The 15,874-nt window shown below is 45.0% G+C and carries 5 protein-coding genes; all 5 read right to left on the bottom strand.

The features are described from left to right. Positions 1–90 precede the first annotated feature (90 nt). Entirely contained in the window at positions 91–4,998 is a 4,908-nt protein-coding gene (locus BW716_RS37475; protein ID WP_083721304.1) for a family 78 glycoside hydrolase catalytic domain, read from the bottom strand. A gap of 109 nt (positions 4,999–5,107) precedes the next feature. After that, positions 5,108–9,508: a glycosyl hydrolase gene (locus tag BW716_RS37470; RefSeq protein WP_083721303.1), complete on the bottom strand. Its 4,401-nt coding sequence runs from the start codon at positions 9,506–9,508 to the stop codon at positions 5,108–5,110. After that, positions 9,501–10,508, bottom strand: a complete 1,008-nt coding sequence (locus BW716_RS04365) for a sugar phosphate isomerase/epimerase (RefSeq protein WP_235643473.1) — start codon at positions 10,506–10,508, stop codon at positions 9,501–9,503. Before BW716_RS04365 ends, BW716_RS37470 begins: the two co-directional genes overlap by 8 nt. Next, positions 10,481–14,125, bottom strand: a complete 3,645-nt coding sequence (locus BW716_RS04360) for a family 78 glycoside hydrolase catalytic domain (protein ID WP_083721301.1) — start codon at positions 14,123–14,125, stop codon at positions 10,481–10,483. The genes BW716_RS04365 and BW716_RS04360 overlap by 28 nt, the downstream gene beginning before the upstream one ends. Further along, positions 14,125–15,873, bottom strand: coding sequence for an exo-alpha-sialidase (locus BW716_RS04355; protein ID WP_235643471.1), 1,749 nt, complete (start codon positions 15,871–15,873; stop codon positions 14,125–14,127). The genes BW716_RS04360 and BW716_RS04355 overlap by 1 nt, the downstream gene beginning before the upstream one ends. Position 15,874 lies beyond the last annotated feature (1 nt).

Raw genomic sequence — 15,874 nt, 5'->3', positions numbered from 1 at the left:
GATCTTGTAATTACACAAGGTTGAGTAACAAATCTAAAAAAATTTTATAAACGTGCGCCAACTTTTTATATTTTTTTTAACAGTGCGGTATTAAATCACTGTAAATAAGTATTGACCTGAGGTTATCCTGATAATAGCTCTGCCGTTTTCGTAGTGTGTGGGCTTGACAGGCTCACTCATTTGGGTAATGTGCTGGGTGGGGGTGGCAGGGATCTTTATAGTTGCATTTGTGTTTGGAGGAATGTTTACATATAACTTAAAAAGTTGACCTTTTTCCCATTGGCTGACGATTGTACCGTTGTGTGTGTTGTAAGTACCTTTCGCGTAGGTGACATCCCCTACTATTTCGGGACAGATGATAATATCGCGGTAGGCGATGGAGTTTTCTGATTGCTGGATACCGGCGAGGCCACTGAAGAACCATTCCATGATGTGGCCGAGCATGAGGTGGTTGTTGGAGACTTCAGCGAGGGCGGGCCATGATTCGGTGAGGGCGGTGGCGCCTTTGGCGATCTGGTAGCCGTAGCCGGGCACGTCGTTACGACAGTTCATGTCGTAGATGATCCGGGAAGCGTTTCCCTGGTGGAAAGCTTGTATCAGGAAGTGAAACCCGATATCGCCGGCGGTGAGTTTATTATTGTTGGTTGTGATGCTGTCTATGAGGTTTTTGAAAACTTTGGTCTTGTTTACTTCATCTACGAGACCTACGCACAGGGGCATGGCCATGGCAGTTTGACTGCCGGTGGCGTACATGTTGGTTTGTTTGTTGAAAAAGGTGTTGTTAAAACTTTGTTTGATGTTTATGGCTTGTTTTTGATAAGTTTTGGCTTCTTTCTTTTTTAAGATGGTGGCTATGTCGGCGAGTAGCTTGCAATCGTAGTAATAGATAGCAGTGGCTGTCAGTTCTTTGGGGGTTAATTGTGCTACGCCGGGACGGGCAGGACCATAGTCAAACCAGTCGCCAAGACCGTAGGATAAGATGTGATTGTTTGCCTTACTTTCTAAGTAAGCAATGTAACGTTGCATCATAGGGTAGGCGTTTTGCATGGTTGTGCTATCACCATACCATTTGTAGAGGAGCCATGGCAGGATCACGCAGGCACTGCCCCATTCAGGAGAGTCGCGGAAGCCGAAGCCTTTGTCATCGAAGAAGACATATTCGGGAGCGATGTCGGGAACGAGGCCTTCAGGTGTTTGTGCATCGATCATGTCGTTGACTAACTTTTGATAGAGCAGGCGGATGTCGTAATTATATTGAATAGAATTGCCCATGAGGTAATCCTGTTCCAGCCAGCCGAGTTTTTCGCGATGTGGGCAGTCGGTGACTACGCTTTGGAGGTTGCTTTTGATAGCCCATTTGATCAGGGTGTAGATTTGATTGAACAAGGGGTTGGAGCATTCGAAGGTACCGTTTTCAGGAGAGGAGTTACGGTTGTGTAATAGTTTCAGGTCGAGGATCTGATTGGGGGTAGCGCCTTCTATTTGTACATAACGAAAGCCGTAGTAGGTGAACCGGGGTTGCCATTCTTCTACTTCATCACTTTTTAGGGTATAGGAGTAGTAATAAGGTTTGCCGGTGGCGCGCTGGTTGGCGAGGCCGGTGGGGGTGAGTAATTCGGAAGGGGTGAGTTTGATGGTTTGGCCTTTGTGGCCTTTTATTTTTAGGGCGATGATGCCGGAGGCGTTTTGGCCGAAATCGTAGATGGTGGGGGATTGGAGGGAGGGATTGGAGGGGGTCCGGAGGAAGTTGTTGGTGGGGGATTTGATGGAAGTATCGGGGGAGTCCTGGCTGTTGTTGATTGATTTTACGGAAGTATTGGAGGAGTCCTGGGTTAAATTAGGGATACTGTTGATTGATTTTACGGATATAGTATCGGCGAGGGTGACCGGGTAGTCTTTTTCTTCTTGCAGTTTGCCAGTGGGGGCCTTTACCAATAAAACGTTTTTCCAGTTGCTGTCATCAAAGCCGGGACGGTCCCAGCCATCCTGTTCCAGTCTGGCATCGTAGTCTTCACCGCCGTAAATGCTGGTGAAAGTAATGGGTGAGGGTGATGTTTTCCAGCTTTGATCAGATACAATAGTAGTAGTGGTACCATCGGTGTAGGTGATGTGTAACTGGCAGTACATTTTTGGGTAGCCGAAGGCAGTGAGGAGTTTATGATATCTTTCTTTGTTGATGTAGTAGAAGCCATTACCGACGATGACGCCGAGTACGTTTTCACCTTTTTGAAGGTAATTGGCAATGTCGTAGGTGTTGTAAAAAACACGTTTGTCGTAGTTTGTCCAGCCGGGGGCGAGGAAGGAATTAACCGGTTTCCTGCCATTGATGGTGAACTCGTAATGACCGAGGCCGGTGATGGTGAGTTTGGCGGTTGCTATTGGTTTGTTGGTGGTGAAGGATTTACGGAATAAGGGAGTAATGGCCCGCTGTTGCGCTTTGGTTTTGTCATTGGGGAGACCTGGAACGAGCCTGAGGCTGTCGGGCATTTCTTCATAGCCGATCCATTGGGGGGAAGATTGTTTATTTTTAACAATGGTATTGGCTGGTTGTGAGATTGGACTGGTGACCAGAGGATTTTCCTGATTATTGAAGGTAATCTCAGCAGGTTGCAGATTTGGAGTGCTGGCAATGAGGCGGATAGCTCCGGGTGTTTTGCCTGCTTTGATGATGACAAGCGCACGGCCATGGAAGGCTTTTCTTTGTGCGATCTGATTGTTTTGTAATGCCTGACTGCTTTGTAAGGACTGATTACTTTCCAGACTACGTGGATCTGCATTGCCTACACCTACGATAGTGGCAGGGCCTTCTAATTTGAAATTGATTAATACCGTATCATCTGGATTAAGATGACCTGCACTATCCAGTAAATTGACAGTGATATAAGCAAGATCCTGATTATTAGGTGCAAGCTGTAATGTATCCGCTTGTAATTGCAGGCGAACACTTTTCCCGGTTGTAGAAAGAGATACTTTCTTTTTCCCGGCAGTAGCGGTAAGAATACCTGCTGTATAGGGTACCTGCCAGCTGGCAGTATGATCTTTTACTGCTTTTTTACCCAGTGATTTACCATTGAGGAATAATTCTACCTGATCATAAGAGCTATAGGCTACTACTTCGAATGGTTTCCCTTCATTACCCGGCCAGTTCCAGCTATCGGTCACATCCTGCCATTCCCAGCGGCTCCAGTCTACTTTGTCTGGGTTGGTTGGATAAGTAGGTTGTGGTGGGTGCACAAAAAGGGATAACTGATCCGGCATCCAGAGAGCATCGCGATAATAAGATTGCGGACGTTTCCAGCCACAGATATCAATATCCCCACAATAAGCAAGGTTCCATGGGTAAAAACCCTGATGCTGCATGTAACCAAGCCAACCGATGCTGGCTTCGCCAATATAGTCGAAAGCCGTCCAGACGAAATCACCAATTACCCAGGGGTGTTTAATCACACCTTCCCAGTAAGCACCTGCATCCAGCGGGAAAGATTCTGTAGCCATGATGACACGGTTGGGGACCCGGGCATGATCAGGTTCGTATTTATCCAAAGCATAATTATACCCTGCCACATCTAGGGCAGAGAGGAAAGTGTCTTTATCAGGAGCAATGCCATTGACGCCACAGGTAATAAGGCGGGTGCTATCCAACTGTAAAAGGTATTGACGCAGGGTGTGAGCGACGACGGCAACTGCCGGTTTTTCCCTGTGAGGGATTTCATTGCCTATGCTCCACATGATGACAGAAGGGTGATTTCTATCCCTGTTTACCATGCTTTCAATGTCCCGCTGCCACCAGTCGTTGAAGAATACATGGTAGTCTTCGGGGTTTTTAGGGTCTTCCCAGGTGTCAAATGCTTCGTCGATCACCAACACACCAAAACGGTCGCAAGCGTCTAAAAAGGCAGGAGAAGGGGGATTATGGGCACAACGGATGGCGTTGTATCCACTTGCTTTTAGTAGAGCGACTTTTCTCTCTTCTGCCCGATCGTATGCTTTGGCACCGAGAGGGCCATTGTCGTGGTGAACGCAGCCGCCTTTTAGTTTGATGGGGAGACCGTTCAGCCGGGCACCGTTTACGGCATCAGCGGTGAAGGTGCGGATACCGAAAGTAGTGCGAATGGTATCGCCGTCAATAATTGTGATGGCGGTGTATAAGTTGGGAGTGTCTACTGACCAGAGGGATGGTTTGGAGATCTGGAATTGCTGATCGGTAGACAGGGAAGATGAGTTAGATGGGTTAAATGAGCTCGATGAGTTGGATGAACTGGATGGGTTGGATGGGTTGTGTGGGTTAGATGACTTAGATGGGTTAGATGACTTAGATGGGTTGGATGAGCTGGACATTATGGATGGTGAAGTTGTTGTAATCAATGTTCCCTTTTGATTGTAAATACGGGTAGTACACGGCTTTTCCGTATGAATAGCAACAGTAGCTAAACTTCTATTTACAACTGATGTAGTAATAGCAATCTTGTATTGATTGCTTTTTAACCATACATGCCTGTAAATTCCGGAACCAGCATACCATCGGCTATTCTCTCCTTCATTCCGAACAAGTACAGCCAGTACATTCTCTTTTCCGGGAATGATCTTATCTGTGATATCAAAACTAAAGGTGGTATAACCATATGGATGTTTGCCAAGTTTCTTCCCATTGAGCCATACAGTTGCATTCATGTAAACCCCATCAAATTGCAGGATGACGGGCTTTTTATCCGCCTGCAGCGTAAAATGCTTACGATACCAACCAGTACCACCTGTTGTAAACCCTCCGCTTACCTGACTGATTGCCCCCTGACTAAAAGGAGAGTTGGTACCGGGCAGGTCTTCTATACTCCAATCATGTGGCAGGTCGATTTTTCTCCATTCCTGATCATTGAATGAAGGATTTTCAGCGCCTTGTGCATTGCCTCTATAGAATAACCAATCGTCATCAAATAGCTGCTGCGCGCTGGCTGGAAACAGGAAACCTAAACAGATGCTGATGAGTATAATCCGGATCATAATTTACAATTCAGTTAAGAATCTATTTTAACATTTCAGTTAGCAATTGAGCATGACCTCATTTAGTAACCCAGTCACGATTTCTGTCAGCAATTGAGTAAGACTCTACTTAATAATTCAATTTACTTTTCCCTTTATCCACTGAAGTCGCCACCGCTATCCCCCTATGACCCGCCTTATCTACCGCACAATAATAATGATACACAACTCCCTTCCACTTTACAACAAAAGATTTGTGCGCAAATAGATTATCATAAGCTTCAGAAGAATTAATAAGATCCGCCCCTTTCCAATCTGTCCAATGCACGAGATCATAAGAACAGGCAAAACGGTTAAAGGCTTCTTTTGGCTTATCTTTCCAGAATGCACCATAGTAGAACATGACATAGAGACTATCCATTTGCTGAATCACCGCATCCCCTGTAATACCTGTATAATGATCCAGCAAAGGATCCTTTCCCCACCTTACCCAATGTTCCATATCATCAGATACCGCCATGCCGATGCGTTCCTTACCTCGCTTAGGTTTCATGCTATCCCCTTTTGCATTGTAATACATCACAAAAGAATGACCCGTTAATTTTTTATCATCCCGGATGACGGAGCTTTTGTAAATAGTATTGTTTTCCCACCAGCCAGCATCTGTATCAGTAGCTTTCAACACGGGATGTGGCATTCGCTGCCATTCATGTGGTCTGGTAATATCTTTATTTGTGTAAGCAATACCAATGGATAACAAACCTGCTTCATAACCTGTACTTGCACCTCCAAAGTAAGATAACCAATATTTCCCTTTGTAGGGAGTCCACTCGTAATTACCACCCCATTTGTAATCCTGTAAGGCCGTGTAACCCGCTTTCTGATTCGCATCCCAGTTTGTACTGTCAGAGAAAGACATCATTTTGCCAAGGGTTTGCCAGTTAAGAAGGTCTTTACTTTTGGCGAGCCAGGTTTCGTAACCCCGACCGTCAAACACAATATAGACCATGTACCACTGGTTGTTTTTCCTAAAGATAGTCGGGCAGTCCATTTTGAGGGTATCATTCGCAGGGACCATCACAAGACCATATTTGTAAGGAGTTTTGACTTCGTTGTAGACGCGTTCCATCACAGTGTCTGCTACCTGATAATCGGTGAGGAGTCTTACAGGCCCCAATAAACCTGCGGGGAGTAAATGATCACCGGCCTGCTTGTCTGAAAAAACAGTGTAGGTTTCTTTGAGTTGACTACTATCTCCGGATCGGTTGCTGGCAGCAGTTTGAATTCTGTCTCCAATTATACGATTGGCCCATGTGTTTGTAACAGCTATGTCTATTTTATTCAGACCTGAATGCACGGCTTTAGAAATATCCACTCTATAAGGTGGCGTCCAGATGATGCCACAGTCAATATCATTTACCTTTACAGCAGCGATATTGGCAATATTACCAGCATCTAACAAAATTGTAGACGGGGGATTTGGCAAATGCACATTCTGAATATAATGAGCGGTACCAGAAAAGTATTTGATCTTCTCTGATGCATGCTGGCTCCAATCCGTGAGCTTTTCAAATAACACAGTATCGTTGGGTGCAAAGCTTACCTTCCATGGATTATCTAGTGTCTGAAAGGGTGCATAATAGGTTTGTTTATGCACATTATCCATTGGTTTGTCTGTGAATAAAACAAACATAGCGCCGTTTGGAGGAAGAGACAATGTCAGCGATGTTCTATCTGCATTTGTTTTAAAAGCCTCCGGTTGCAAATAAGCATCATTAACAGCATCATACAATACAGGAGTTTTGCCTTTTACCCGGAAGGACAATTGCAAGTGACGCTCCTTTTCCTGTTGATTAGAAACAAAATAGATCTCCTTATCAGGTGCAGAACGATGTGTCCATGCAATACCCTGTTCTCCTGAAATGAAATCAGGAGGAATATCAATATGCTTTAAAGTATCCGTGAGTTTGAGCGATATACGGTATCTCGCACTATCGCTCAACTTATTGTAAGAGTCATAAGCATATCCATGCAAAGGATCTATCCAGTCTTCCGCCTTTGAGATATTTGCACTTGCAGTCACACCCGCAGGCATCTCTCTGGTTGGCTCACCTACATTCGCCAATCTTCTCTTTTCTCTTTGTACAGTGCTGTCTCCAAATAGCGTGGGTAGTAATGGTACCAGACGCTCTGGCAAAACAGCTCTTTTAGGTAGGTTATCCCCTGTATACACACCAATATCCACAACGGGTTTCCCCTGTTGTAATAAGTGCTGGCACCGGGTCACATAATTCACCATCGCTGATACATAAGGCCACCATGTCTGATCTCTCTGAAAATAAAGCCCGATCCCATTCAGGGTCATGCCCGGCTTTTTGTCCATCCATGGATTATGTGCAAACACATGAAAGACTAATTTATTGATTCCTAATGCAAAGTTGCGATCAATGCCTGTTTTCAACATGCCTGGATATTCGTCCCAGCTATTACGCAACTCTGTAAATGCTTCTGCCTGAATAATTTGTTTATCATAGACATGCGCACCGGAAATGGCATCGAGCATGTCATTGGGCTTATCGTGGGTGGGACTTCTCAACCAAAATTCACCCATTGGATAATCAACAGCATGGTAATGCTCCATGCCATCCCCGGTGATCATAGGCGCTGTACTTTCAGCACTGAAAGCAACACCATTTGTATGTGCCAATGCACTTAAAGTATCGTAGAAGTTAACCTGAATTAAATTATTGATTGTACGACGAATATCTAATAAGAATTGCTCAGAGGCAGCAGCGTTATCCACAGGTATACCTGCCATTGCAGGGAGCCATTTAAGCAGGTCATATCCATGTTGCTTTTTGAAGGCGGCGCTGAATACAGGCGACCAGTTTTGACTTCCACATTCCCAACTATCTACATGTAATACACTCAATTTGGCCCGCTTGAGGGCTTCGCCATACCAATGATCGAATTGGAAACGCACAGCAGCGGGGTTGAACTTATCACATTCCAATCCAGCACCAGCTCCACCGGTTACGTTTTTATGTCCGGTGGAAGTGTGGCCTATGCGTAGAATGGTCCAGTCACCTTTGGGAGCTTTCCATTTAAGGTGGCCATGGGTATCAATTCTGGTTGTCAGGTCAATGATCTGATCCTGAGCAATAGCCAGATCGGAATTGGTTATAGCATGGTCTGTATTGACATTAGTAGGAACTGCATTAGTAATTGAATTGCTTGTATTGGTATGAGCAGGAACTGTACTGGTAATTGAATTGCTTGTATTGGTATTAGCAGGAACTTTACTGGTAATAGAATTGCTTGTATTGGTATGAGCAGGAACTTTACTGGTAATAGAATTGCTTGTATTGGTATGAGTAGGAACTTTACTGGTAATAGAATTGCTTGTATTGGTATGAGTAGGAATTTTACTGGTAATAGAATTGCCTATATTGATATTAGCAGGAACTTTACTGGTAATAGAATTGCTTGTATTGGTATTAGAATTGCCTGTATTGATATTAGCAGGAATTTTACTGGTAATAGAATTGCTTGTACTGGTATGAGCAGGAACTGTACTGGCAACTGTGTTGCTAATGCGCCAAACAGCCCCACTTTTTCCTTCATACTGATCAATGCGTGGTTGATTAGATAAATGAATCCCTGTAATCTTCAGACTTTGCTTCCACTTCGCATTATCCAGATCTTCCGCACCGGGTTCTGAACCTGCTTTGTTATAATCAAAACGGAAATAACGACTGGTAGTCACCGGAATAGAATAAGTATGATCTGCATGTGAGTCCAGCCAGCCATGGCGCGGCGCTGTCATTTGCAATACTTCATGGAATTGTGTACCATCTTCACTTACAGAAAGTTTCAGGCGCTGTGCCTGATAGTTATTGCCACGAATAGTAATAGAGCGGCAGGTAAATGGCGCGGCATAAGTATATTGAATCCAACAGGGATCAGTACTTTTCACATTCTCCTTATTCTCTTTACTGGAAAGGATCTGCGCATTTACATTGGGAAGACTTGTAGTAACTACCGGAGTCGATTTATCTTCTTTGATAAAAGGAAAAGCCAGTACGGCAATATCTTCATAATACCCCTCATTCGTAGCAGGTTGCGACAAGATGCCATTGAAATCCCCATTTACCTCAGTAGTTGTCCACACTACTTTTTGCATACTGAGCGCCGGTGTAATCCAGGGTCCCCCTCCTACTGCAAATCCATCACAGAAGTGCATACCTAATTGCAAACCGAGACTATCCGCCTGCTGTGAAGCATAATGCACCAGATCCCACCATGCTGGTGACAATTGCTCTGCTACAGGTGTATAAGTACTTTTTCCATTGATGGGCATAAGATAAGCCCCTCCTAAACCCGCTTCTTTCATAGCTACCAGATCCGCATGAATACCGGGTTGAGATACCGCTGCATACATCCAGTACCAAAATACCCATGGTTTGGCATTTTCCTGTGCATGCACAGATGTGCTCAATAATAAAAGGCAACAAATAAATATCCTACGCATGGAATATTGATTTCAGATAAGCCGCATTTGCGCTAAAGTTCTTTTTTACATTCTTTGGGTCGTTTGCATCACGGGAGCGTTCTATTACTAACCATCCACTCCAGCCCATATCGTCCAGCGTTTTCTTCACTGCCGGCATATTGATCTTTGGATCATTCTCCAGCCATACCCCATCTGTATTGGTACAATGGATCTGGCAGATACGATGCCGGCCCAGCGTAATTAGTTCCTGTGGTAAATCACGCCCCTCCTTTATCGCATTAGAGAAGTTGAAATAGCTTTGAATATGCTTTGAATTGATCTCGTCTAATAACTTCACCTCTTCAGCAGCTGACAACGCTGTTTCTATACCGATAATCACACCCGCCTTTTTTGCTTTTGCACCCGCTTCTTTGAGTCGCTGTATTATTTGTGGGCGTAATGCAGGATGTTGTACCAGGTCACCTTTTACACCAAGTGGCAGAAAGGCGATCTTTACTTTCATCGCCACCATGGTATCAATACAATCCTGCACCAGGTCAGGTGTTTCTGGTCTTTCTGCAAAAGATTGTGCATAAAAACCTGACATAGCAATTGAGCTGATGGCAATGTTCAGTTCTTTTGCTTTGTCCAGGAACTGCTGACGGGTAGCCGCATCCCTGAGTTTATTGTCGAATGCAGGACGGTCACCCAATCCTCCCATGTCGAGCTCCAACCCATCAGCACCAATTTCTTTGGTCAACTGAAAGGCACCCAGTTTCTGGCGTTTCAGGATCATCCAGTCACATACAGAGATACGATAACGTGGTTCTTTCCACACGCCTGCGGGTGAAGGAGACCTTAAGTCTTTTGCTATGAGTGAAGGTGAAATTAAGTCTTCGCCCGCGAGCGAACGAGGCATTAAATCTCCAGCAGGCAATGAATGGGGTACCAGGATTCTTGCCGCGCGTGAACGTGGCATAAAAACGCCTGCTACCAGTAATGCCGATTGCGCTATAAACCTGCGTTTGCTGTTTTCCAAATGTCGCTATTTATGGGTGTAAGTGCCAGTTGCCGGGGATCAATCTTCACATACCTGATCCTTTGCCGGCGCCATGTGTATACAATGTGAATATATCCGTCTGATGATTGGATAACTGCGGGATAAGAGTACTGGCTCACCGGTGAATCTTCCAGCACTAAAGCGGCAGACCAGTGAATACCATCCTCACTCAAAGACACATTCAGCGGTGTACGCTTTCCTTTGCCAGCACCTTTTGGTGTACTGACATGGTTATACACTATCAGCTGACGACCGTCCTGCAATGTGACGGCATCTGTGCCTGAGTTATTATTGGGCAAAGTGTTTAATGAAAGCGGGGACCATGTTTTGCCACTATCCAGTGACCATGATTGCACGATATTACCTCCTTTGTTGCGGCAAAGAATCTGCATTTTGCCATCACCATATTGCAGTATACTGGGCTGAATAGCATTGATGGTACTGTTTTTTTTCAAAGGCCCAATCATCGTCCAGGTTTTACCTGTATCGGTCGTCACTTCAAAGTGAATGTTCCATCCATGACCTTCTGTACTACTGGGGCAAAGGAGTTTTCCATCCGGCAATAAGACGGGTTTATTCTTTACAGGGCCTAAGAAACCATCAGGTAATTGTCTGGCAGCAGACCAACTAATACCACCATCTTTAGAGGTTTTCATGTATCCTTTCCACCCTCCTACATTAGGCCCCACTTTGTAAAACAACAATAGATCTCCACCCGGCATCTGGAATAATACAGGATTCCAGCAGGCATAGCGCAATGTATCGTTTTGTATACCATTCGCTACCTCTACAGGGACCGTCCATTTACAGGCAACCTGACGGCTTACCCAGATGCCGACATCCGGGTTTCGTTCTTTGGTACCACCAAACCATGCAGCTACAAGGCCTTTGCTGGTTTCAGCAATAGTAGCTGCGTGTGATTCAGGGAATGGTGCAGTGGTGAAAATGTCTTCATCTATGACGATGCCTTTCTTCCAGCGATCAGGTTGGGATACATGGATAGTGTAATCACCAGATCCGATTTCATACACGAGGCGGTCATTTTCTGCTTTGATGAATTTTGCATCATTGCCTAAACCATTTATTTGCACCTGTTCATTGGCAGGCAAATAGATCGTAGCAGTGGTATTCGAAGGGATGGTGAATTGCCAGTCAAAAGCTTCAGTAGTTTTTTTCCAATGTGAACGGATGAGACCATGCATTGATTGGTAACTGGCATTTACCTCTTCCAAACCGGGCACAGGTTGCGGATTCATTATTATGTGTTTGAACCCGTTTTCACCTTTTATACCAGCAAGGCTTTGATAGAACCAAACAATTAAATCTCCTAACAGCATGATGTGATTCTGGGAGTTCATGTTTGGAGCAGCTTTATCCCCATTCCATAATTCCCATATGGTAGTGGCGCCCTGATTAATCATGTATCCCCAGCCGGGATAGTCCCTATCAGCAGCAATCAGATAAGCCAGATCAGGACGTCCGTTTTCTGTGAGCGCACGCATCAGGAATTGGGTACCGATCACGCCAGTGGAGAGGTGATCACCTTGCTGATGGATAGTATCGACGATGTTTTTAAATACCTGCTGACGCTCATTTTCTGGCACCATATCGAAATATAGCGGGAGCAAATTGGCAGTCAGGGTATTGTTGGTATTGTTGCCATTTCTAAATTGCCGATTGAATGATTTTTTTACCTGAGCCGCCTGTTGTGCAAATAAAGCCTGATCTGCCGGGTAGTGTAAAATACCTGCAAAGGTATCCATGACCGTGAGCAGGTGATAATACATAGCTGTAGCGATCAGTTTACCATCGGTTGGTGTAGGCGCACACCAGTCACCATACTTATCCTTCGTCATGATGCCATCTACAAAATACTTTTCACGCATGTAGGTGAGCCAGCGTTCCATAGAAGGATAATGTTTACGCATGGGCGCCACATCACCAAACTGGTCGTAGAGATAACCAGCAATAAGAATATAAGCAGCCGGCCATGTCATATTATCAGAATAATACCGCCAATAGGCCGGCGCTACGTCAGGGATTGCACCGGCTTCAGTTTGTGCATCTTCTATATCATCCAGCCATTTCGCATACAACTTACTATTGTCAAAGATGAAACTCTCGCCCAGGGCGCCGGTGGTCCTGTCTCCTAACCATGGCATCCTTTCATTGCGCTGCGGGCAATCGACCGGCATACCTTTGTAGTTGGAACGAATTCCCCATACAGCATTCTGGTATATTTGATTGAGGGTAGGATCAGACGTTTCAAATGTACCAATGGTAGTCAGGTCATCATTGATCACCTGCCCTTCTATACCTTCAGGTAGTACACCACTGATTTCCACATAGCGAAAGCCATGGTACACAAAGGTCGGATGCCATGTTTCAACGCCGCCGCCTTTGAGGGTATAGATATCCGTAACCTTTGCATCACGGAGATTAGCGACGTACAGACTTCCATCTTTCTGCAAACTTTCTGCAAAGCGCATGGTCACCTGTTGGCCGCGCAGCCCCTTTACTTTTATCTGTAACCAACCTGCAAAGTTCTGGCCCATATCTACGATCCATTTATCGCGCAGGGGCTTTATTGAGACGGGTTTAATGATGTCTGTAATACGTTGTGGTTCATTGAGCTGAGCCATGAGTTTGCCACCGGGTGCAGGTACGATATCCACTGCCTGCCAGTTCCGGGCTTTGAACCCGGGTTTACTCCAACCCGGCATTTCCTTTCCTGCATCGTATTCTTCTCCGTCGTATTCATTGTTGGTACGGATAGGACCATCTGCTGTTAACTGCCAGCTTTTATCACTGGCAATGATTTGCTTTTTGCCATTATCATATTCCAATTCTAATTGTAGTAATAAGCGGGGATACCCGAAAGTATTAATCTTGGCAGGTTTGTAGTTTTGACGCATGGTGAAATAACGGCCATTACCAAGGGTTACACCAATCGCATTATCACCTTTATGCACAAGACTTGTTACATCATAGGTATTGTATCGCACTGTCTTTCTATAATCAGTCGGCGATTGTGCTAATACCTGCGTACCAATACGATCACCATTCATAAAGCCCTCATACAAACCGGGACCAGCAATATATAAGGTAGCCTTCCTAACATGCTGCTGACTAGTAAACTCCTTTCTGTAATGCCGGGCAGAAAGCCTTGAAAACTGTGTATGCGCACTATCCCACGCAAAAGAAGTATCCACCCCAATCCATTTCCCCTTCCAGTCATTTGCCAACAACAATCCCATACTCCAATGACCCGGCTTACTCCATTCACTTTCTCCCTTATTTGTCCAGACTTTCACTTTCCAATAGCAGTCCTGACGGCTTCGCAAACGCTTACCCTTGTAAATTACCTGAATAGATCGATCACTCACCACCCGCCCTGAATTCCATAGGTCACCTTCATTCTTCGCTAACTTTTCAGGTGTAGAAGCTACCAATATCTGGTAAGCCGTCTGCATTACAGCATGCTCCTCCCCTTGTATCTCCCAGCTCATCCCCGGCTGCGCAACATCTATCCCAACAGGATTTTCCAGCGTTTCACAACGCAGATGGAATAATAATATCAGCAACAATGCATGCATTACAATACTTTCGTTTTAAGTGAATGGATATGATAAATTGCAGTATTAGATGCTACACTGTTTCCATCCGGCAGATCCGTATCTACATCAGCAGGAGTATCTGCATCCGGGAAATGACGGGGCTCCCCTGTACGGAATACGATTCCGGCTACCGCATCTATCGGTGCAAAACTCAAACTGGTCAATACATCTTTTCCATTTACATTCACGGTGTAAAACCGATTGGCAGTATTGACAGTAAGACGAACATGATATACAGAATCAGGTGCATATTTGAGAAAGTTTTTATAGCGTGCACCCGACTTTGCTTTCAATGTGCTATCTGCATCAAAGATGAGGCGAATGCTCCCTGTACCTTTTTTATCTACTAACTCAATCTGCAACTGACCATAATTATTTTGCTTTGGGGTGACAGTAAAAGAAACCTCTAATTGAGATGCAGGCGTGATCACCTTTTCTGCTTTTGCATAATCAAAAGGATCTTTATCAGAAAGCGTGATATGCTCCCCATCAATAGTCACGGGTGCCCATAAAGGACTGTATGTATTCCACGAGGAATCAGAAGCATCTGTCGTAACCGGCACAGGTATAGCCGTCACCCATATATCCTCCTTGTTCATACTATAAGTCACCCATACTTTGCCATCCTTAGGCGTACCATTACCTTCCTCTATTCCCCGTACATACTGTGGCCCATAAGATTTATAATTCCCTCCATAGCGCATAGGCGGTACTTCTCCATTTACCAGTAATAAGTTTTTATAATCAAGCCCATCATCACTCACAGATACGGCCAGCGGCCATCTGTATTCAGAAGGATTGTATACCGTCACATACCTGCCATCAGCAGTACTTTGTCCCCATATCTTCGCATTACTATTCACAAAACCCGGTGCACGGGCCACTGCAGACCATGTTTTGCCTTCATCTTTACTAATAGCAGAGAGCGCATTTTTCCACAATCCCACCACATCATGGTTAGGCAGGTGGTAATAACAAAATGCTTTATAGTTTTTTTGTAAGGGGATTAACGGATCATCTCTATCAGCTTCCTCATTCCACTGCATCATCATGAGTGGCGTAGCCATCAGCTCATTGCATGCCGCTATAAATGCCTTGTCTTTGCTGGTAGTGTATGCAGGATAAGACGTGTTACCACTATTCCAGCCCTTGTTATAATGTAGGAAACAGATAGGTCCATATTTACCATCAGGCAGTATTTCTCTCACCACTCTGCCTATTCCTTTGCCATCATTAGGATCATCTTTTGCATCCAGGCAAATGCCATAGTAACCCAATACCAGTAAGTGATTGCTCTTTGATACATAGAACCCCATCCGCTGATGCATGACTGCATACAGATTACGAGCGACCCCGGGATGGCCTTCTTTCGAAGTGCCATCCGGGATCTTATAGGGGGGAAATATAACCAATGGTTCCGACCAGGCCTGTCCATCTTTGGAGGTCACGAGCAGCGTACGGCCCGGAGGTACGCTTTCGCCGATACTATCGCTCAGGTATTCCAGGTAAAACTGGTTATTCCAGTAAGCCAGCATGGGGGCATGGTTGTAAGTCCAGCCACCATTACTACGATTGGCCCGCATCACCTGTATGTTGTGCACACCTGTAGCGGGTTGTAACTGCCCGTGGTGGTAATCAACATTCACCAGTGTACTACCGGAATAATGTACTTTGTCTTGTGCCAGCACAGTTGTTGTACACAATAAAATCGCGATCAGTATCCTCATA

Origin of the sequence: [Flexibacter] sp. ATCC 35208 (genome assembly GCF_001975825.1) — a bacterium.
Lineage (GTDB): Bacteria > Bacteroidota > Bacteroidia > Chitinophagales > Chitinophagaceae > Chitinophaga.
This window is presented reverse-complemented; position numbering and strand designations above follow the sequence as displayed.

Bases quoted from the DNA above. Each gene is read 5' to 3' on its own strand.
- BW716_RS37475 (WP_083721304.1), bottom strand. From the start codon at position 4,998: ATGATCCGGATTATACTCATCAGCATCTGTTTAGGTTTCCTGTTTCCA.
- BW716_RS37470 (WP_083721303.1), bottom strand. From the start codon at position 9,508: ATGCGTAGGATATTTATTTGTTGCCTTTTATTATTGAGCACATCTGTG.
- BW716_RS04360 (WP_083721301.1), bottom strand. From the start codon at position 14,125: ATGCATGCATTGTTGCTGATATTATTATTCCATCTGCGTTGTGAAACG.
- BW716_RS04355 (WP_235643471.1), bottom strand. From the start codon at position 15,873: ATGAGGATACTGATCGCGATTTTATTGTGTACAACAACTGTGCTGGCA.